Source organism: Escherichia sp. MOD1-EC5950, from assembly GCF_002965345.1.
In the GTDB taxonomy this organism is placed as follows: Bacteria; Pseudomonadota; Gammaproteobacteria; order Enterobacterales; family Enterobacteriaceae; genus Escherichia; species Escherichia marmotae.
Window position 1 is genome coordinate 77,842 of the sequence record NZ_PTSR01000017.1, and the last position, 18,469, is coordinate 96,310.

Genomic DNA, 18,469 nt, shown 5'->3' on the forward strand with positions numbered 1-18,469 from the left:
AATCATCATGCAAGAGAAAAGCGACAACGTTATCAGCCACTATGTCTTTGAAGCGCCCGTGCGGATATGGCACTGGCTGACGGTGCTGTGCATGGCGGTATTGATGGTCACCGGCTACTTTATCGGCAAGCCGCTGCCTTCAGTCAGTGGTGAGGCGACGTATCTGTTCTATATGGGCTACATCAGGCTAATACACTTCAGCGCCGGGATGATTTTTACCGTCGTCTTGCTGATGCGGATCTACTGGGCGTTTGTCGGCAATCGCTACTCACGCGAGCTTTTCATCGTGCCGGTATGGCGCAAAAGCTGGTGGCTGGGCGTGTGGTACGAAATCCGCTGGTATCTGTTTCTGGCAAAACGCCCGAGCGCTGACATTGGCCATAACCCCATCGCGCAGGCTGCGATGTTCGGCTATTTCCTGATGTCTGTTTTTATGATCGTCACCGGTTTTGCGCTGTATAGCGAACACAGCCAGTACGCCATTTTTGCGCCGTTTCGTTATGTAGTGGAATTTTTCTACTGGACGGGCGGCAACTCGCTGGACATTCATAGCTGGCATCGGCTGGGCATGTGGTTGATTGGCGCATTTGTGATTGGTCATGTTTATATGGCGCTGCGTGAAGACATCATGTCCGACGACACGGTGATCTCCACGATGGTGAACGGCTACCGTAGCCACAAATTTGGAAAAATGAGCAGCGACAAGGAGCGTTCATGAGCGAGCAACGTGTAGTGGTAATGGGGTTGGGCAACCTGCTGTGGGCCGATGAAGGTTTCGGTGTGCGGGTGGCGGAACGGCTGTATGCCCATTATCACTGGCCCGAAAACGTGGAGATTGTCGATGGTGGTACTCAGGGGCTGAACCTGCTGGGGTATGTTGAAAACGCCAGCCATCTGTTGATTCTCGATGCTATTGATTACGGGCTGGAACCCGGAACACTACGAACATATGCCGGAGAGCGCATTCCGGCATATCTCAGTGCGAAGAAAATGAGCCTGCACCAGAACAGTTTCTCCGAAGTATTAGCGCTGGCAGATATCCGCGGACATCTGCCAACACATATTGCCCTCGTCGGGTTACAACCGGCAATGCTCGACGACTACGGCGGTAGCCTTAGCGAGCTTGCGCGGGAGCAACTGCCTGCAGCGGAACAGGCGGCGCTGGTGCAACTGTCGGCGTGGGGAGTTGTGCCGCAACGGGCGGAGGAATCGCGTTGTCTCAATTATGACTGTCTGTCGATGGAAAATTACGAAGGTGTTCGCTTGCGTCAGTATCGGATGACGCTGGAGGAGCAGGGATGATTAACGACTCACCTTTTAGTGCGTTGTGGCAACGTATGCTGGCGCGTGGCTGGACGCCGATCACTGAGCCTCGTCTCGATCAGTGGCTTATGCAAGCGCCGGATAGTGTGGTGCTGTTAAGCAGCGATCCGAAACGTACTCCTGAAGTCAGTGATAATCCGGTGATGGTCGCAGAGCTACTGCGTGAGTTTCCAGATTATGCATGGCAGGTGGCAATTGCCGATCTTGAGCAAAGTGAAGCCATCGGAGACAGATTTAGTGTTTTTCGTTTTCCAGCCACATTAGTGTTTACTGATGGTCATTATCGCGGCGTATTGAATGGCATTCACCCGTGGGCAGAGCTGATAAACCTGATGCGCGGCCTTGTCGAATCAAAACAGGAATGTGATTCATGAGTGAGACTTTTTTCCATCTGCTGGGGCCAGGAACGCAACCTGATGATGACAGTTTCAGCATGAATCCGCTGCCAATTACCTGTCAGGTGAATGATGAACCGAGCATGGCGGCACTGGAGCAGTGTGCTCATAGTCCACGGGTGATTACGCTGTTAAACGATCTACAGCATCAACTAACGCAACGCGTACCGCCATTAGGCGAGGTGCTGGCCGTCGATCTGTTAAATCTCAATGCTGATGATCGCCACTTTATCAATACGCTTCTCGGAGAAGGGGAAGTGTCAGTGCGCATCCAACATATTGACGGCAGTGAAAGTGAAATTCAGGAGGCGATCTTCTGCGGATTGTGGCGAGTACGCAGGCGTAGCGGTGAGCTGTTGCTGGAAGACCGGCTGGAGACAGGCTGCGCGCCGCTGCCGTTATGGCAGGCGGCAACGCATAATACGCTGCCGACAGATTCGCTGCTACCACCGCCCATTGATGGTCTGATGAACGGACTGCCGCTGGCTCATGAATTGCTGGCGCATGTGCGTAATCCTGAGGCGCAGCCACATAGTATTAACCTGACGCAGTTGCCTGTCAGCGAGGCTGACAGGTTATTTCTCTCGCGGCTGTGCGGGCCGGGTAATATCCAGATTCGCACTATTGGCTATGGCGAGAGCTATATCAACGCCACCGGTTTGCGACATGTCTGGCATTTACGCTGTATGGATACGTTAAAAGGCCCATTACTTGAGAGTTATGAAATCTGCCCGATACCGGAAGTTGTGCTGGCAGCGCCGGAAGATTTGGCGGACTCCGCGCAGCGGTTGGGCGAGGTGTGTCAGTGGCTTATAGAAAGCGCGCAACAGTGAAAATGGCGGCAAATATCGCTTTCAGTCCTATGAATATCGCAATCAGCGAATACAACCACCTACAAACTGTAAGGATAAAAAGGGAGATCTACTATTAAAGGGTTATTTCCCTCTCTTCGCCTACAGGAGTTCGCATGTGGGATGTTATTGATTTGTCGCGCTGGCAGTTTGCACTGACCGCGCTATACCACTTTTTGTTCGTGCCCCTTACCCTGGGGCTGATTTTTTTGCTGGCTATCATGGAAACCATTTACGTGGTCACCGGCAAAACAGTCTACCGCGATATGACGCGCTTCTGGGGTAAGCTCTTCGGTATCAACTTCGCTCTCGGCGTGGCTACTGGTCTCACCATGGAGTTTCAGTTTGGTACTAACTGGTCATTCTATTCCAACTATGTGGGCGACATTTTTGGCGCACCGTTGGCGATGGAAGCATTAATGGCCTTCTTCCTCGAATCCACCTTTGTCGGTCTGTTCTTCTTTGGCTGGCAACGGCTGAATAAATACCAGCACCTGCTGGTCACCTGGCTGGTGGCATTTGGTTCCAATATCTCCGCATTGTGGATTTTGAATGCCAATGGGTGGATGCAGTTTCCGACCGGCGCGCATTTCGATATCGACACCTTGCGTATGGAGATGACCAGTTTCAGCGATCTGGTCTTTAACCCCGTCAGCCAGGTGAAATTTGTCCATACGGTGATGGCTGGTTATGTGACCGGGGCGATGTTCATTATGGCGATCAGCGCCTGGTACTTACTGCGCGGACGGGAGCGTGATGTCGCTTTACGTTCGTTTGCTATCGGTTCGGTCTTTGGCACACTGGCGATAATCGGCGCGCTGCAACTTGGAGACAGTTCTGCTTATGAAGTCGCACGCGTTCAGCCGGTAAAACTGGCGGCAATGGAAGGGGAGTGGCAAACCGAACCGGCACCTGCGCCGTTCCATCTCATTGCCTGGCCGGAACAGGATCAAGAGCGTAACGCTTTTGCCATCAAAATCCCTGCGCTGTTAGGGATCCTCGCCACTCACTCATTAGATAAGCCTGTACCAGGGTTGAAAAATTTGATGGATGAAACTTATCCACGATTGCAACGCGGGCGTATGGCCTGGCTGCTGATGCAGGAGATTTCGCAAGGCAACCGCGAGCCGCATGTACTGCAAGCATTTCATGAGCTGGAAAACGATCTCGGTTATGGCATGTTGCTCTCCCGCTATGCGCCGGATATGAATCATGTCACACCTGCGCAGTATCAGGCGGCTATGCGCGGTGCTATTCCACAAGTTGCGCCGGTGTTCTGGAGTTTCCGCATCATGGTGGGCTGCGGTTCGCTGTTGTTACTGGTAATGCTGATTGCGCTCGTTCAGACGCTGCGCGGCAAAATCGACCAGCATCGTTGGGTGCTGAAAATGGTGCTCTGGAGTTTGCCGCTGCCGTGGATTGCCATTGAAGCAGGGTGGTTTATGACCGAGTTTGGCCGTCAGCCGTGGGCGATTCAGGACATTTTGCCAACATACTCCGCGCACTCTGCCTTAACTACAGGACAACTGGCTTTTTCACTGATCATGATAGTAGGGCTTTACACCCTGTTCTTAATCGCTGAAGTCTACCTGATGCAGAAATATGCCCGTCTGGGGCCAAGCGCGATGCAGAGTGAACAACCGACGCAGCAGCAGGGGTAAAGGAGAGAATCATGTTTGATTATGAAACATTGCGCTTCATCTGGTGGCTACTGATTGGCGTGATTCTGGTGGTCTTTATGATCTCCGACGGATTTGACATGGGGATCGGTTGCCTGCTGCCGCTGGTGGCGCGTGATGATGATGAACGCCGGATAATGATTAACAGTGTTGGCGCACACTGGGAAGGCAACCAGGTCTGGTTAATCCTCGCGGGAGGGGCATTATTTGCCGCCTGGCCCAGAGTTTACGCCGCTGCGTTTTCTGGATTTTATGTGGCGATGATCCTGGTGCTGTGCTCGCTGTTCTTCCGCCCGCTGGCCTTTGATTATCGCGGAAAAATCGCGGATGCACGCTGGCGTAAAATGTGGGATGCCGGGCTGGTCATCGGTAGTCTGATACCGCCGGTCGTCTTCGGTATCGCGTTTGGCAATTTGTTACTCGGCGTGCCGTTTGCTTTCACGCCGCAATTACGCGTGGAGTACCTCGGTAGCTTCTGGCAATTGCTGACGCCATTCCCTCTACTGTGCGGTTTGCTCAGTCTTGGAATGGTGATTTTGCAAGGGGGCGTCTGGCTGCAACTAAAAACAGTCGGTGCTATTCACCTGCGTTCGCAACTGGCGACCAAACGCGCGGCTCTGCTGGTGATGCTCTGCTTTTTGCTGGCGGGGTACTGGCTGTGGGTTGGTATTGATGGCTTCGTATTGCTCGCTCAGGATGTTAACGGTCCATCCAATCCGTTAATGAAACTGGTTGCGGTATTGCCTGGCGCCTGGATGAATAATTTTGTTGAATCGCCGGTATTGTGGATCTTCCCGCTGCTGGGTTTCTTCTGCCCGTTGCTGACGGTGATGGCGATTTATCGTGGTCGCCCCGGTTGGGGATTTCTGCTGGCGTCATTGATGCAATTTGGCGTGATTTTCACGGCAGGCATCACGCTGTTTCCATTTGTTATGCCTTCGAACATCAGCCCGATCTCCAGCCTGACGCTGTGGGATAGCACCTCCAGTCAACTGACGTTGAGCATTATGTTAGTAATTGTGCTGATATTTTTGCCTATTGTGTTGCTCTACACTGTGTGGAGCTACTACAAAATGTGGGGGCGTATGACAACTGAAACTCTCCGCCATCACGATCATGAGCTGTACTAAGGAGGGATGAACAATGTGGTATTTATTGTGGTTCGTCGGCATTTTGTTGATGTGTTCACTCTCCACCGTGGTGTTGGTGTGGCTGGAACCGCGTCTAAAAGGTTGATTTGACGCACAACGAACATAGGCCGGATAAGACGCGTCAGCGTCGTATCCGGCAATAATGCGAAACATGAAAAACGGAAACCTGGCGATGAAAGCGATATTGCTCCCCTTTTTTTCTCTTCTGCTTCCGTTAACACCACTACCTGCATACGCTCAGAGTGAGCCGGAACTGAAATTGGAGAGTGTGGTGATTGTCAGCCGTCATGGCGTGCGTGCCCCCACTAAATCTACGCAACTCATGCAGGAAATTACTCCAGACACATGGCCAGGTTGGTCGGTGAAACTGGGTTGGCTGACACCACGAGGCGGTGAGCTGATCTCTTATCTCGGACATTACCAACGCCAGCGTCTGGTGACTGACGGTTTGCTGGCAAAAAATGGCTGTCCGAAACCAGGTCAGGTGGCGATTATTGCTGATGTCGACGAACGCACCCGTAAAACAGGCGAAGCCTTTGCCGCCGGGCTGGCTCCCAATTGTGCAATAACCGTACATACCCGGTCAGACACCGCCAGTCCCGATCCGCTATTTAACCCGCTGAAAACCGGTGTCTGCCAACTGGATAAAGCGAACGTGACAGAAGCTATTCTTAACAGGGCAGGCGGCTCGATCACTAACTTTACTGATCATCGGCAAACGGCATTTCACGAACTGGAGCGGGTGCTTAATTTCCCGCAATCAAGTCTGTGCCTCAAACGAGAGAAACAAGACGAAAGTTGTTCATTGACGCAAGTATTGCCGTCTGAACTGAAAGTAAGTACCGATAACGTTTCATTAACCGGTGCGGTGAGTCTGGCATCAATGCTGACGGAGATATTTCTCCTGCAGCAGGCACAGGGAATGCCGGAGCCTGGTTGGGGACGAATTACTGATTCACACCAGTGGAACACCTTGCTGAGTCTGCATAATGCGCAGTTTTATCTGCTGCAACGTACCCCAGAAGTGGCCCGTAGCCGTGCCACGCCCCTGTTGGATTTGCTCCTGACGGCGCTGACGCCACATAATCCGCAAAGGCAGAGCTATGGTGTTACGCTACCGACTTCGCTGCTGTTTATTGCCGGGCATGATACTAACCTGGCGAATTTAGGTGGGGCACTGGGACTTAACTGGACGCTGCCGGGCCAACCGGATAACACCCCGCCGGGAGGTGAACTGGTATTTGAACGCTGGCGGCGGCTAAGTGATAACAGTCAGTGGATTCAGGTTTCGCTGGTATTCCAGACCTTGCAGCAGATGCGTGATAAAGCCCGTCTGTCGCTTGATACGCCGCCAGGGGAAGTGAAGTTGACGTTGGCCGAGTGTGAAGAAAGAAACGCGCAGGGCATGTGTTCACTGGCGGATTTTACGCAAATCGTGAATGAAGCGCGTATTCCGGCCTGCAGTTTATATCAGGATAAATAAACATTTGCCGCTGTTGGTCCACGCAGGCCATTAACGCGGCAAAACTCTACGCGTAACCCTGGTATAAGTACTTCTGCGTCGCGGGGGCTGAATGCGGAAATATGGACCTGGACTTCTTTACGACCGTCGGAGGGGATGATGAATCCTTTGCCGCTTTTGCGATCAAAGGTTTTGACAATTCCTGTCATTTTACGGGACAAACAAATTCCTTACTAAAAATACTGCGCTGCACTATACGGTTTTAAAAAAATAAAGCCAGCGATATTTAAGACCGCCGGACGGCTAAAATAAATTTGCTTAATTATGTGTATCATGCGTTAATAGCTGCGTCGGTTTGAAAGACAGACAGCATACAAAGTAGTTTACTAAAGCAGTTCTCATTATCAGGCATTATCCCCTTCTTTTGAGTCTCTCTCCTGAACACTAAGTAGTTTCTGTATTAAAGCCCTGTTTGCCGAAAGGCTCAAAATGAAGGAAGTAAAATATGTCTAATAAAATGACTGGTTTAGTAAAATGGTTTAACGCAGATAAAGGTTTTGGCTTTATCACTCCTGATGATGGCAGCAAGGACGTCTTCGTTCATTTCACCGCCATCCAGAGCAATGAATTCCGCACTCTGAATGAAAATCAGAAAGTCGAATTTTCTATTGAGCAGGGGCAACGTGGTCCCTCGGCAGCGAACGTTGTTGCGCTCTAAGGTTGCCGTTATTACTCAACATCTCCATTTCCGCTGTCCATGTTGTCATGGTTCACAGTACCGCACATCGGCATTCGATGTGACGGAGCGAAATCCTTTGGGAGCTAAGTGTATTTTCTGTAAATCGACGATGATCACCTTTGATAACGTTGCTTTACAAATACGCACAGACCATGCGCCACTGGATTTCACAAAATAATATCAGGCTCCCTCGCGGAGCCTTTTTTATATCTTCTGTTTGCACTCATCCCTGTATGCATATTGAGCGATAACCTACTGATTATTGAATCTTTCAGGCAGATAGCTTATAACTTTTGTTACCTGAACAGGGAACCAACACCTTACTGGCGTGTTGCTGCCTTTTAAGACCAGAAGAGGTTAACAGTGAATATTGAAGAGCTAAAAAAACAAGCCGAAACAGAAATCTCCGACTTTATTGCGCAAAAAATCACCGAGTTAAACAAGAGCACAGGGAAAGAAGTCTCTGAAATTCGCTTCACCGCGCGGGAGAAAATGACCGGGCTTGAAGGCTATGACGTCAAAATCCAAATAATGTGATTTTGTGGACATCACCCCAGCACGAGGTGATGTTCCGCTTGTCACTCTGTTAATGACCAATCATTGCCGCCCGTGGAATTAAGCGTCGGTACAATTCCTCTGGCACCGGGCTTTGCCATACACCTGCATACATCGCGTAACCAATCACCGCGAACATAATTCCCAATATCAGTAGTGTTATTAGCCAGCCAGATAACGCAAAAGCTTTTTTATTTATCGCGGGGTTTCGCAGCGAAAAAGTTAATGTTGAGGCGACCGGGCATGACTCGATGCAGGTCATACAGCCGGTACATTCCACCGTTCTAACCTGGATTAATTTATCGACAGGGATCCGTGACGGACAATTATTTGCGCATTTGCCGCAGTCGATACAACTTTCGGCATTGCGACGAATCTTAAACGGCGATAATAGCGAAACCAGTCCCATTAACGCGCCATACGGGCAGAGATAACGACACCAGGCATGGCGAATAAACAGGCTGGCAATCAGCAAAACGATCACGCTGATTAACGTCGCTGTCCCCATATGACGAAAGAAATCGAGCATTTTAACATCCATCACCACGCTGTAGGGCGATAGCATAAAATAGTGAATCGCCTGAGCGGGCATGAATAACGCGATATAGAGAAAAAAACTCAACAGCAGATATTTCGCCGCACGCAGAGGAATATCCAGCCAGAGAGGAAGGGTAAATTGCCGACCAAACAGTTTTTTCCCCAGATCGCCAATTAACTCAGATAGCGTACCAACCGGGCATAGCCACGAACAAAAGGCTTTTTTCAGCAGCAAGCTGATAATGATAAAAGCGACCAGCAACAGCATCGCGGCGGCGTGCACGGAAGGTAACTGGCCTGTTTCAAGGCTGTATTTCAGATTCATCAGACCGGCAATAGGGAGCCAGCCTTCAATACCACCTGGCCTTGCGATAAAAGGCGTACTACCTGCCGTTTCGTAATAGCGCACCCAATACCAGAAGGTGATGGCAATATAAATATTGATTGCCAGCAGTAATAATTGCGTCGCTTTACGCCAGGTCGTGGCATTGCGCCAGTCATTCCACGGTAATTTACCGCCCGTTGTGCCTGGCCGCCGCTGCCAGCGGATTCTTTTTTTCTCAGCCATGATTTTGCCAGTCCATTAAGTTGCATGCTAAATGCTACTATTCTAAGTCTTCTTATCTGGCTGATATTGATTCAAATCGCGTTCAGGTCTTTCTTATTCAACCACTCTTCCAGAGCCGCGATACTGCGTGTAATTTCTTCGCGCGGCAGGAGAGCGGCTAATGGTTCCCGCTCAAGTTGCCCGCACAACTGGCTGGCACTGCGCATTCCCAGACTGGCGCAACTACTTTTTAGCTGGTGCGCAGCGCGTTTGATTTTCTCGCTGTCGTGTCTGGCGCGAGCAGTGTCTATTTCATCAAGAAGCGGCAGGGTATGTTGTTTAAATAATGTCAGCCATTCGTGGATCTTATCCGCTCCCATTAACTGTGCATCTTCATTGAGTTGCGATACATCCAGCGGCTGATCGTTATTTTTTTGCTGGTGGAGATAGTGCGCCAGTAACTGACCGAGCACTTCACGCGGCACCGGTTTAGGGATAATTCCGCGAAATAGCGAACTGGTACGCTGGCGCAACGTTTCGTCGATGACATGGGCGCTAAAGCCAATCAAAACCAGCGACGGATATTGCAGCGAAAGTTGCCTGGCAAGTGTAATGCCGTCGATATCCGGCAGATCAAAATCCACCAGCGCGGCAGCAAACGATTCACTATTTTGCAGCGTCTCTAAAGCCTGCGTGGCATTTCCAACGGCAGTGACCTGAGCACCACTGGCGTTCAGTATCTCGATGGTAATACGCTGCGTTAGCGGGTTATCTTCAATTAACAGCAAGCGTAAACCATCCAGATGCACCGCCTGATTGACTATTTTAGGTGCTGGCGCGGTGGCAACGCGTAACGGTAACCGTAAGCAAAAACAGCTTCCAACCCCCGGCGTGCTTGTGGCGATCAGTTCGCCGCCCATCGCCTGGGCCAGGCTGGTACTGATCGTCAACCCCAGTCCACTGCCGCCGCGTTTACCACTCACCTGAACAAATGGCTGGAAGATATCAGCTAGTTTCGCGGGATCAATACCACAGCCGCTGTCTTCCACTTCGACCAGCCATTGTTCGCCATCAGTGCGGCTACGCAGGACAATCTGCCCCTCGTCAGTGAAACGCAGGGCATTACTCAACAAATTGGTAATAACCTGGCGAATACGTCGCGGATCACCCATTAACGCGGTCGGTACATCGTCGGCAATTTCCGTTGCCAGTCGAATCGGACGACCTTTCACCCGCCCGCTCATTAATTGCAGGGTACTTTCCAGCAGCGGGCGCGGTTCATACGGTTCATCGCTGACCGAGACATTCTTGCCACCTGCTTCGATAGCCGAATAATCGAGAATATCGTTAAGGATGGTCAGCAATGATTCGCCAGAATCGGTAATTGCCCGCAAATCATCACGCTGGGCGTTAAGCGCCGGGTTATCCGCCAGCAGTTGAGCGGTGCCGAGAATGCCGTACAGCGGAGTGCGGATCTCATGGCTCATTGCCGCCAGAAACGCCGATTTTGCCTGACTGGCTTTTTCTGCTTCTGCCCGTGCCAGCCGGTGTTCTACTACCAGTTCCTGCAATTCGGCAGTGCGCGCTTTGACCTGCGCTGCCAGTTGTTCGCGGTGGCGATTAAGCGCATGAACACTACTGCGAAAAGCATCCATCAGCCGCCCGATGGTATCCAGCTCCCGCACGCCAGCGGTTTCCGGGAAAGGGGAGTCGATATCGCCGTCCAGCAGGCGTTGCAGTGCCTGCGTTTGTTCGGCAAGTGGGCGCGTGACTGAACGATAAACCACGCGCCAGAGGATCAGAATCAAAGAGCAAAGGGAAACAACGCCCAGGAGTAGCAAGCTGTATTGCCCTCGTTCACTGGCTTTTTCCAGATGAGTGAGTCCACTTTGGTTGCGTTGCTCAATAGTGTCAACCAGTTGGCTGACTTCGCTACTAAACTGTGCGAACTGGGCGATGTTATTTTGGGCGAGAGTTTGCAGACGATTGCTGATTTCATTGTCCTGCTGATAAAGCGCCAGTAAATCGCTATAACGATGAATGATTTCTAAGGATTGTGCCACCCGTGTGCGCACACCCGGATCTTCAATGCGTATTTGCCGACGTTGTAGAATTTTCACTGCATTATTGAGTTGATTTTCCAACGTTGGCGCATCTTTCTGGATCTGCTCCAGCCTCAGAGTCATCACCATTTGCTGCACCCGCAGGGCGCTGAGACGCAGTTCATTCATTTGGTTAACGTACTCAAGATCGATATCAATCAGCCGATCGAGCGCACTTTCGGCAGCCTGGTGTTGATGACGTTCGATCAAATCATAAATCCCGGCTTGAGTGGCTCCGGCAGAGGTCGCAGCGTTATTCGCCTGACCTTGCGCCATACGTGCGATCGCATCAGCGGCAGCGACAATTTGCTGACTGAGTTGTTGCTGTTGCTGGCGCAGTTGCAAACGCTGCCCCACCAGTTCGCCTTGCTGACGTAACGAACGGGAGATCTCCTGCTCCTGTTGTTCAATCGCAGAGGTGTCGAAACCTTGTTCCCGTAACGCTTGCAACAACGCGTTAATCTTCAGGCTTTGCGCGGTGAGCATTCGCCCCTGTGCCTGCCACATCTTTTCGTTATCGGCACTGGTCAGGTTCTGCGCGGCGAAAAGTTCCCAGGCGCTGGCTTCGCTCAACTGACGCGCCATATTCATGGTAGGAATCAATGCCTGAGTATTGGCTTTTTCTACCTGGCTGACAAAACGCAGGTTGTACCATCCCACCAGAGTACTGGTCAGGGTTAGCAACGCCATCAGGGCAAAGCCCATCCAGAGTCTTCGGGTCAGGGTTAAATTCACAGTTGGTGCACTTTAGGTGAAAAAGGTTGAGTCGCAAAGTGGAATGCATCTAGCATAAAGCCTTATTATTGATGAGACTATCATGCGCATACTGCTTTTGTTACTTCTTCCCTTTTTCGTGTTACCCGTTTTTGCGGGCGATAACCTGTTGCGCTGGCATGATGCGCAACATTTTACGGAGCAGCCTGTTACATCACTTAAAGTCAAACGCTCATGGAAATTGTGTGCGCTCTATCCCAGTCTGAAGGATTCATACTGGTTATCGTTGAACTATGGTATGCAGAAAGCAGCCCGCCGCTATGGTGTGGATTTAAAAGTGCTGGAGGCCGGTGGCTACGGTCAGTTGGCTACTCAGCAGGCGCAAATTGAGCAGTGTAAACAATGGGGCGCAGAAGCGATTTTGCTCGGTAGCAGCACGACGTCATTTCCCGAATTGCAAAAGCAGGTAGAAAGTCTGCCAGTGATCGAGCTGGTGAATGCCATTGACGACTCACAGGTAACAAGCCGCGTTGGCGTGCCCTGGTTTCAGATGGGCTATCAGCCGGGGCGGTATCTGGTGCAATGGAGCAACGGAAAACCTCTCAATGTATTGTTGATGCCCGGCCCGGACAACGCCGGGGGTAGTAAGGAGATGGTAGCGGGGTTCCGCGCAGCCATTGCCGGAAGCCCGGTGCGTATTGTTGATATTGCGCTCGGAGATAACGATATTGAAATCCAGCGTAACCTGTTGCAGGAGATGCTGGAGCGTCATCCAGAAATCGACGTTGTTGCCGGAACGGCCATTGCCGCAGAGGCGGCGATGGGCGAAGGGCGCAACCTGAAAACGCCGCTCACCGTAGTGTCATTTTATCTTTCACACCAGGTTTATCGTGGCCTGAAGCGGGGAAGAGTGATTATGGCTGCCAGCGATCAAATGGTCTGGCAGGGGGAACTGGCTGTTGAGCAGGCTATCAGACAATTACAGGGACAATCGGTGTCTGATAATATCAGCCCACCGATTTTAATCCTGACGCCGAAAAATGCCGACCGTAAACATATTCGCCGCTCGCTGTCGCCAGGAGGATTTCGTCCGGTCTATTTTTATCAGCACACATCAGCGGCTAGGAAATAGCCCTCGCCATGTTGAGTCACCAGTAAATCCGCGCTGAGTTTATGGCGTAAACGACGAATTAACACATCGACGGTACGCAGGTCGGGGTTTTCCACCCGACGGGCAGAGAGCATACGCAGCAGACGTTCGCGACTGAGAATTTTGCCGGGATTGGTCACAAACGCCACCAACATTTCATACTCTGCGCGGGTCAGTTTAATCGGCTCGCCATCCAGCTCCAGCGTATGGCGCGACACATTTAGGCAATAACCAGCAAAGCAATAACAGTTGTCCTGAGTAAGTGGTTGCACCTGCCGCGCGAGGTCGATGCGCCAGAGCAGATTTTTCACTCGCACCACCAGTTCGCGCAATTCCAGCGGCTTGGTTACGTAATCGTCCGCGCCCATCTCCAGCCCGACAATGCGGTCAATCTGATCGCTGCGTCCGGTAACCAGAATAATGCCTACCGTCGAACGTTCCCGCAACGCGCGGGTTAACATCAGGCCATTTTCATCAGGTAAATTAATATCCAACAGAATTAAATCGACCGGCTGATTCTGCATAATTTCCCGCAGCCCGGCACCGCTCGCCGTAACGGAAACGGTATACCCCTCTTGGGTAAAGTAGGTTTGTAAGCGTGCCTGGGTAATCGGCTCATCTTCAACAATAACAATATGATGTGGCATCAGGGGGGATTACTCATTCTGTTCATATCTGTTCATATTTTGCCGTAAGCCGTTCATCCTGACCAGTGCCGCTGTTCATATTTGCTCATTAAGATCACTTCACTAAACCTTAATTTTACAGGGGCTATTATGCGGAAACTCTGGAATGCGCTACGCCGACCCAGTGCTCGTTGGTCGGTGCTGGCGCTGGTCGCTATTGGGATTGTGATTGGCATCGCGCTGATTGTGTTGCCTCACGTTGGGATTAAAGTCACCAGCACAACCGAATTTTGTGTCAGTTGCCACAGTATGCAACCGGTGTATGAAGAATATAAACACTCGGTGCATTTCCAGAACGCCTCTGGCGTGCGTGCCGAATGCCATGACTGCCATATTCCGCCGGATATTCCGGGCATGGTGAAGCGTAAACTGGAAGCGAGCAACGACATTTACCAAACCTTTATTGCCCACTCCATTGATACACCTGAGAAATTCGAAGCCAAACGAGCGGAACTTGCCGAGCGTGAATGGGCGCGAATGAAAGAAAACAACTCGGCAACCTGCCGTTCCTGTCATAACTACGATGCGATGGATCATGCGAAGCAGCATCCGGAAGCGGCGCGTCAGATGAAGGTGGCAGCGAAAGATAACCAATCCTGCATCGACTGTCATAAAGGTATTGCCCACCAGTTGCCGGATATGAGTAGCGGTTTCCGTAAGCAGTTCGACGAGCTGCGCGCCAGTGCTGATGACAGTGGTGACACGCTGTACTCCATTGATATCAAGCCGATTTATGCGGCGAAAGGCGATAAAGAGGCGTCTGGTTCTCTGCTGCCTGCCTCAGAAGTGAAAGTCCTTAAACGTGACGGCGACTGGCTGCAAATTGAAATTACCGGCTGGACGGAAAGTGCCGGACGTCAGCGTGTACTCACCCAGTTCCCAGGCAAACGCATCTTTGTTGCCTCGATTCGTGGTGATGTTCAGCAGCAGGTGAAAACGCTGGAGAAAACCACCGTGACCGATACCAATACCGAGTGGAGCAAGTTGCAGGCCACTGCGTGGATGAAGAAAGGCGACATGGTGAACAACATCAAACCAATCTGGGCTTATGCGGATTCGCTGTACAACGGCACCTGTAATCAGTGCCACGGCGCACCGGAAATCTCCCACTTTGACGCTAACGGTTGGATTGGCACGCTCAACGGCATGATTGGCTTTACCAGCCTCGATAAACGTGAAGAACGCACCTTGCTGAAATATCTGCAAATGAATGCGTCCGACACTGCAGGCAAGGTTCACGGCGATAAGAAGGAAGAAAAATAATGAAGAATAACGATCTCTTTCAGGCATCACGTCGGCGTTTTCTGGCGCAACTCGGCGGCTTAACTATCGCCGGGATGCTGGGGCCGTCACTGTTAACGCCGCGCCGTGTGAATGCGGCGCAAGCGGCTACTGAGGCGGTCACCTCGAAAGAGGGCATTCTGACCGGGTCGCACTGGGGGGCTATCCGCGCGACGGTGAAGGATGGTCGCTTTGTGGCGGCAAAACCGTTCGAACTGGATAAATATCCGTCGAAAATGATCGCCGGATTGCCGGATCACGTACACAACGCGGCGCGTATTCGTTACCCGATGGTACGCGTGGACTGGCTACGTAAGCGCCATCTGAGCGACACATCCCAGCGTGGCGATAACCGCTTCGTGCGCGTGAGCTGGGATGAAGCCCTCGACATGTTCTATGAAGAGCTGGAACGTGTGCAGAAAACGCACGGTCCGAGCGCCCTGTTGACTGCCAGCGGTTGGCAATCGACGGGGATGTTCCACAATGCTTCCGGTATGTTGGCGAAAGCCATTGCACTGCATGGCAATAGTGTCGGTACAGGTGGTGACTATTCTACCGGTGCTGCGCAGGTGATCCTGCCGCGTGTGGTTGGTTCGATGGAAGTGTATGAACAGCAAACCTCCTGGCCGCTGGTATTGCAGAACAGCAAAACCATTGTGCTGTGGGGCTCCGATTTGCTGAAAAACCAGCAGGCGAACTGGTGGTGCCCGGATCATGACGTTTATGAATATTACGAGCAGCTAAAAGCGAAAGTTGCTGCTGGTGAAATTGAAGTCATCAGCATCGATCCGATCGTGACGTCAACTCACGAGTATTTGGGGCGTGAGCATGTGAAGCACATTGCGATTAACCCGCAAACTGATGTGCCGCTGCAATTGGCGCTGGCGTATACGCTGTACAGCGAAAATCTGTACGACAAAAACTTCCTCACCAACTACTGCGTGGGCTTTGAGCAGTTCCTACCGTATCTGCTGGGCGAGAAAGACGGTCAGCCGAAAGATGCCGTATGGGCTGAAAAACTGACTGGTATTGATGCCGAAACAATTCGTGCGCTGGCACGGCAGATGGCGGCGAACAGAACACAGATCATTGCTGGCTGGTGTGTACAGCGTATGCAGCACGGTGAACAGTGGGCGTGGATGGTTGTGGTTCTGGCAGCGATGCTGGGACAAATTGGCCTGCCGGGCGGTGGCTTTGGTTTTGGCTGGCACTATAACGGCGCAGGTACGCCGGGGCGTAAAGGCGTTATTCTGAGCGGTTTCTCCGGTTCAACGTCGATTCCGCCTGTTCACGACAACAGCGACTACAAAGGTTATAGCAGCACCATTCCGATTGCCCGTTTTGTCGATGCGATCCTCGAACCAGGGAAAGTGATCAACTGGAACGGTAAATCGGTAAAACTGCCGCCGCTGAAAATGTGTATTTTTGCCGGAACTAATCCATTCCATCGTCATCAGCAGATCAACCGTATTATCGAAGGCTGGCGTAAGCTGGAAACGGTTATCGCCATAGATAACCAGTGGACCTCAACCTGCCGTTTTGCCGATATCGTGCTACCTGCGACCACGCAGTTTGAGCGTAACGATCTCGACCAGTACGGCAACCACTCCAACCGTGGAATTATCGCTATGAAACAGGTGGTGCCGCCACAGTTTGAGGCGCGCAACGACTTTGATATTTTCCGCGAGCTGTGCCGTCGCTTTAATCGTGAAGAAGCCTTTACTGAAGGGCTGGATGAAATGGGCTGGCTGAAACGCATCTGGCAGGAAGGTGTACAACAGGGCAAAGGACGCGGCGTTCATCTACCAGCGTTTGATGACTTCTGGAATAACAAAGAGTACGTCGAGTTTGACCACCCGCAGATGTTTGTTCGCCACCAGGCATTCCGTGAAGATCCGGACCTCGAACCGCTGGGGACGCCGAGCGGCCTGATTGAGATCTATTCGAAAACCATCGCTGACATGAACTATGACGATTGTCAGGGGCATCCGATGTGGTTTGAGAAAATCGAACGCTCCCACGGTGGGCCAGGCTCGCAGAAATATCCGTTGCATTTGCAATCTGTGCATCCGGATTTTCGACTTCACTCGCAGTTATGTGAGTCGGAAACTCTGCGTCAGCAGTATACGGTGGCGGGTAAAGAGCCTGTCTTTATTAGCCCGCAGGATGCCAGTGCGCGCGGCATTCGTCACGGTGATGTGGTACGCGTCTTTAACGATCGCGGTCAGGTGTTAGCAGGGGCAGTCGTTTCTGACCGTTATGCACCCGGTGTGACGCGAATTCACGAAGGGGCATGGTACGATCCGGATAAAGACGGCGAGCCAGGGGCGCTGTGCAAATACGGTAACCCCAATGTGTTGACCATTGACATCGGCACCTCACAGTTGGCGCAGGCGACCAGTGCGCATACCACACTGGTGGAAATCGAAAAATACACAAGCACAGTGGATCAGGTGACGGCGTTTAGCGGCCCCATCGAAATGGTGGCGCAGTGCGAATATGTTCCGGCGTCGCAGGTGAAATCATGACTTCCTTGACGGCACAACAGACTGCCTGCGTCTACGCCTGGCTGGCACAGTTGTTTTCCCGTGAACTGGACGATGAACAACTGACGCAAATCGCCAGTGCGGAGATGGCTGAATGGTTTTCTTTGCTGAAAAGCGAACCGCCGCTGGCTGCGGCGGTGGACGAGCTGGAGAAAAGCATTGCTGCCCTGGTGGTACGTAACGACGCCCGTCTGGAACTGGCCGCTGATTTTTGCGGCCTGTTTCTGATGACCGACAAGCAAGCGGCGCTGCCGTATGCATCGGCCTACAAACAGGACGAGCAAGAGATTAAACACTTGTTGGTTGAGGCGGGCATGGAAACCAGTAGCAACTTCAACGAACCGGCAGATCATCTGGCGATTTATCTTGAGTTGTTGAGCTATCTGCATTTTTCACTGGGGGAAGGGAAAGTTACCACACAAAAAATCAACAGCTTACGGCAAAAAACGCTGGCGGCGCTGCGATCATGGCTACCGGAATTTGTAACGCGTTGCCGTCAGTATGACAGCTTTGGTTTTTACGCGACACTAAGCCAGTTATTGCTGGTGCTGGTGGAGTGCGACAATCAAAACAGATAATGCCGTTTGTAGGCTTGGTAAGACGCGTTAAGCGTCGCATCAGGCATTATGGCACAGCCGCCGGATGCGGCGTGAACGCCTTATCCGGCCTACGGGACAGTGATCTTTGTAGGCCTGGTAAGACGCGTTAAGCGTCGCATCAGGCATTATGGCACAGCCGCCGGATGCGGCGT

19 protein-coding genes and 1 pseudogene are annotated in these 18,469 nt (G+C 51.8%); 16 read left to right on the plus strand and 4 right to left on the minus strand.

Going from position 1 to position 18,469, the window contains the following annotated elements:
- Nucleotides 1–7 precede the first annotated feature (7 nt).
- The 8 genes from hyaC (at nucleotide 8) to BEA93_RS16430 (ending at nucleotide 6,882) form a co-directional block, all read left to right on the plus strand.
- A complete protein-coding gene (gene hyaC, locus BEA93_RS16395; RefSeq protein WP_001156752.1) occupies nucleotides 8–718 on the plus strand; it encodes a Ni/Fe-hydrogenase b-type cytochrome subunit in 711 nt (236 codons plus the stop codon).
- Complete coding sequence (gene hyaD / locus BEA93_RS16400; protein ID WP_000003648.1) at nucleotides 715–1,302, plus strand: hydrogenase 1 maturation protease; 588 nt, start codon at nucleotides 715–717, stop codon at nucleotides 1,300–1,302. Before hyaC ends, hyaD begins: the two co-directional genes overlap by 4 nt.
- Nucleotides 1,299–1,697 carry a hydrogenase-1 operon protein HyaE gene (gene hyaE / locus BEA93_RS16405; RefSeq protein WP_001516141.1) on the plus strand — a complete coding sequence of 133 codons (399 nt, stop codon included), beginning with the start codon at nucleotides 1,299–1,301 and terminating at the stop codon, nucleotides 1,695–1,697. The genes hyaD and hyaE overlap by 4 nt, the downstream gene beginning before the upstream one ends.
- Nucleotides 1,694–2,551 carry a hydrogenase expression/formation protein gene (locus BEA93_RS16410; protein ID WP_000004881.1) on the plus strand — a complete coding sequence of 286 codons (858 nt, stop codon included), beginning with the start codon at nucleotides 1,694–1,696 and terminating at the stop codon, nucleotides 2,549–2,551. The genes hyaE and BEA93_RS16410 overlap by 4 nt, the downstream gene beginning before the upstream one ends.
- Nucleotides 2,552–2,685: 134 nt before the next feature.
- On the plus strand, nucleotides 2,686–4,230 hold the full coding sequence (appC, locus tag BEA93_RS16415) for a cytochrome bd-II oxidase subunit 1 (protein WP_105224790.1): 1,545 nt from the start codon (nucleotides 2,686–2,688) through the stop codon (nucleotides 4,228–4,230).
- 11 nt (nucleotides 4,231–4,241) lie between these two features.
- On the plus strand, nucleotides 4,242–5,378 hold the full coding sequence (gene appB, locus BEA93_RS16420; protein WP_105224789.1) for a cytochrome d ubiquinol oxidase subunit II: 1,137 nt from the start codon (nucleotides 4,242–4,244) through the stop codon (nucleotides 5,376–5,378).
- Between the two features lie 13 nt (nucleotides 5,379–5,391).
- Nucleotides 5,392–5,484, plus strand: coding sequence for a cytochrome bd-II oxidase subunit CbdX (cbdX, locus tag BEA93_RS16425; RefSeq protein WP_000270307.1), 93 nt, complete (start codon nucleotides 5,392–5,394; stop codon nucleotides 5,482–5,484).
- 87 nt (nucleotides 5,485–5,571) lie between these two features.
- The gene (locus BEA93_RS16430) at nucleotides 5,572–6,882 is read left to right on the plus strand and encodes an AppA family phytase/histidine-type acid phosphatase (RefSeq protein ID WP_105224801.1); all 1,311 of its coding nucleotides are present in this window, start codon (nucleotides 5,572–5,574) and stop codon (nucleotides 6,880–6,882) included.
- Here the strand turns inward: BEA93_RS16430 and cspH are convergent.
- Nucleotides 6,870–7,082, minus strand: a complete 213-nt coding sequence (cspH, locus tag BEA93_RS16435) for a cold shock-like protein CspH (protein ID WP_000087760.1) — start codon at nucleotides 7,080–7,082, stop codon at nucleotides 6,870–6,872. The two genes, BEA93_RS16430 and cspH, sit on opposite strands and share 13 nt — an antisense overlap.
- Before the next feature lie 284 nt (nucleotides 7,083–7,366).
- Here cspH and cspG point away from each other — a divergent pair, with 284 nt between their 5' ends.
- The 4 genes and pseudogenes from cspG to BEA93_RS16450 all read left to right on the plus strand — a co-directional run bounded on the left by cspG (nucleotide 7,367) and on the right by BEA93_RS16450 (nucleotide 8,137).
- A complete protein-coding gene (gene cspG / locus BEA93_RS16440) occupies nucleotides 7,367–7,579 on the plus strand; it encodes a cold shock protein CspG (protein ID WP_000066492.1) in 213 nt (70 codons plus the stop codon).
- Between the two features lie 10 nt (nucleotides 7,580–7,589).
- Nucleotides 7,590–7,778: a cold shock small protein YmcF gene (gene ymcF, locus BEA93_RS16445; RefSeq protein WP_071524879.1), complete on the plus strand. Its 189-nt coding sequence runs from the start codon at nucleotides 7,590–7,592 to the stop codon at nucleotides 7,776–7,778.
- Nucleotides 7,753–7,974 (plus strand): annotated as a pseudogene (locus BEA93_RS25465) (protein YmcE). The gene ymcF and the pseudogene BEA93_RS25465 overlap by 26 nt, the downstream one beginning before the upstream one ends.
- The gene (locus BEA93_RS16450) at nucleotides 7,964–8,137 is read left to right on the plus strand and encodes a GnsA/GnsB family addiction module toxin (RefSeq protein ID WP_001019201.1); all 174 of its coding nucleotides are present in this window, start codon (nucleotides 7,964–7,966) and stop codon (nucleotides 8,135–8,137) included. Before BEA93_RS25465 ends, BEA93_RS16450 begins: the two are co-directional and overlap by 11 nt.
- A gap of 49 nt (nucleotides 8,138–8,186) precedes the next feature.
- Here the strand turns inward: BEA93_RS16450 and BEA93_RS16455 are convergent, their stop codons facing one another.
- Entirely contained in the window at nucleotides 8,187–9,260 is a 1,074-nt protein-coding gene (locus tag BEA93_RS16455; RefSeq protein ID WP_061091112.1) for a 4Fe-4S binding protein, read from the minus strand.
- A 71-nt stretch (nucleotides 9,261–9,331) separates the two neighbouring features.
- Nucleotides 9,332–12,076: a TMAO reductase system sensor histidine kinase/response regulator TorS gene (gene torS / locus BEA93_RS16460; protein ID WP_001054762.1), complete on the minus strand. Its 2,745-nt coding sequence runs from the start codon at nucleotides 12,074–12,076 to the stop codon at nucleotides 9,332–9,334.
- A gap of 82 nt (nucleotides 12,077–12,158) precedes the next feature.
- Here torS and torT point away from each other — a divergent pair, with 82 nt between their 5' ends.
- Entirely contained in the window at nucleotides 12,159–13,187 is a 1,029-nt protein-coding gene (torT, locus tag BEA93_RS16465) for a TMAO reductase system periplasmic protein TorT (protein WP_001516147.1), read from the plus strand.
- On the opposite strand, the gene torR is transcribed toward torT, so the two are convergent.
- Nucleotides 13,160–13,852 carry a two-component system response regulator TorR gene (gene torR, locus BEA93_RS16470; protein WP_001120100.1) on the minus strand — a complete coding sequence of 231 codons (693 nt, stop codon included), beginning with the start codon at nucleotides 13,850–13,852 and terminating at the stop codon, nucleotides 13,160–13,162. The genes torT and torR overlap by 28 nt on opposite strands.
- Nucleotides 13,853–13,981: 129 nt before the next feature.
- Between torR and torC the strand changes: the two genes are divergently transcribed.
- The 3 genes from torC to torD are packed head-to-tail and all read left to right on the plus strand — an operon-like array spanning nucleotide 13,982 to nucleotide 18,296.
- Entirely contained in the window at nucleotides 13,982–15,154 is a 1,173-nt protein-coding gene (torC, locus tag BEA93_RS16475; RefSeq protein WP_001516148.1) for a pentaheme c-type cytochrome TorC, read from the plus strand.
- On the plus strand, nucleotides 15,154–17,700 hold the full coding sequence (torA, locus tag BEA93_RS16480) for a trimethylamine-N-oxide reductase TorA (RefSeq protein ID WP_016248572.1): 2,547 nt from the start codon (nucleotides 15,154–15,156) through the stop codon (nucleotides 17,698–17,700). Before torC ends, torA begins: the two co-directional genes overlap by 1 nt.
- Entirely contained in the window at nucleotides 17,697–18,296 is a 600-nt protein-coding gene (torD, locus tag BEA93_RS16485; protein WP_016248573.1) for a molecular chaperone TorD, read from the plus strand. The genes torA and torD overlap by 4 nt, the downstream gene beginning before the upstream one ends.
- Nucleotides 18,297–18,469 lie beyond the last annotated feature (173 nt).

What these genes read in the sequence shown, in the direction of transcription:
- torC (WP_001516148.1), top strand. Translation starts at nt 13,982, where the DNA reads ATGCGGAAACTCTGGAATGCGCTACGCCGACCCAGTGCTCGTTGGTCG.
- hyaC (WP_001156752.1), top strand. Translation starts at nt 8, where the DNA reads ATGCAAGAGAAAAGCGACAACGTTATCAGCCACTATGTCTTTGAAGCG.
- torR (WP_001120100.1), bottom strand. Translation starts at nt 13,852, where the DNA reads ATGCCACATCATATTGTTATTGTTGAAGATGAGCCGATTACCCAGGCA.
- hyaD (WP_000003648.1), top strand. Translation starts at nt 715, where the DNA reads ATGAGCGAGCAACGTGTAGTGGTAATGGGGTTGGGCAACCTGCTGTGG.
- BEA93_RS16455 (WP_061091112.1), bottom strand. Translation starts at nt 9,260, where the DNA reads ATGGCTGAGAAAAAAAGAATCCGCTGGCAGCGGCGGCCAGGCACAACG.
- cbdX (WP_000270307.1), top strand. Translation starts at nt 5,392, where the DNA reads ATGTGGTATTTATTGTGGTTCGTCGGCATTTTGTTGATGTGTTCACTC.
- BEA93_RS16410 (WP_000004881.1), top strand. Translation starts at nt 1,694, where the DNA reads ATGAGTGAGACTTTTTTCCATCTGCTGGGGCCAGGAACGCAACCTGAT.
- appB (WP_105224789.1), top strand. Translation starts at nt 4,242, where the DNA reads ATGTTTGATTATGAAACATTGCGCTTCATCTGGTGGCTACTGATTGGC.
- BEA93_RS16430 (WP_105224801.1), top strand. Translation starts at nt 5,572, where the DNA reads ATGAAAGCGATATTGCTCCCCTTTTTTTCTCTTCTGCTTCCGTTAACA.
- torD (WP_016248573.1), top strand. Translation starts at nt 17,697, where the DNA reads ATGACTTCCTTGACGGCACAACAGACTGCCTGCGTCTACGCCTGGCTG.
- appC (WP_105224790.1), top strand. Translation starts at nt 2,686, where the DNA reads ATGTGGGATGTTATTGATTTGTCGCGCTGGCAGTTTGCACTGACCGCG.
- hyaE (WP_001516141.1), top strand. Translation starts at nt 1,299, where the DNA reads ATGATTAACGACTCACCTTTTAGTGCGTTGTGGCAACGTATGCTGGCG.
- torA (WP_016248572.1), top strand. Translation starts at nt 15,154, where the DNA reads ATGAAGAATAACGATCTCTTTCAGGCATCACGTCGGCGTTTTCTGGCG.
- cspG (WP_000066492.1), top strand. Translation starts at nt 7,367, where the DNA reads ATGTCTAATAAAATGACTGGTTTAGTAAAATGGTTTAACGCAGATAAA.
- torT (WP_001516147.1), top strand. Translation starts at nt 12,159, where the DNA reads ATGCGCATACTGCTTTTGTTACTTCTTCCCTTTTTCGTGTTACCCGTT.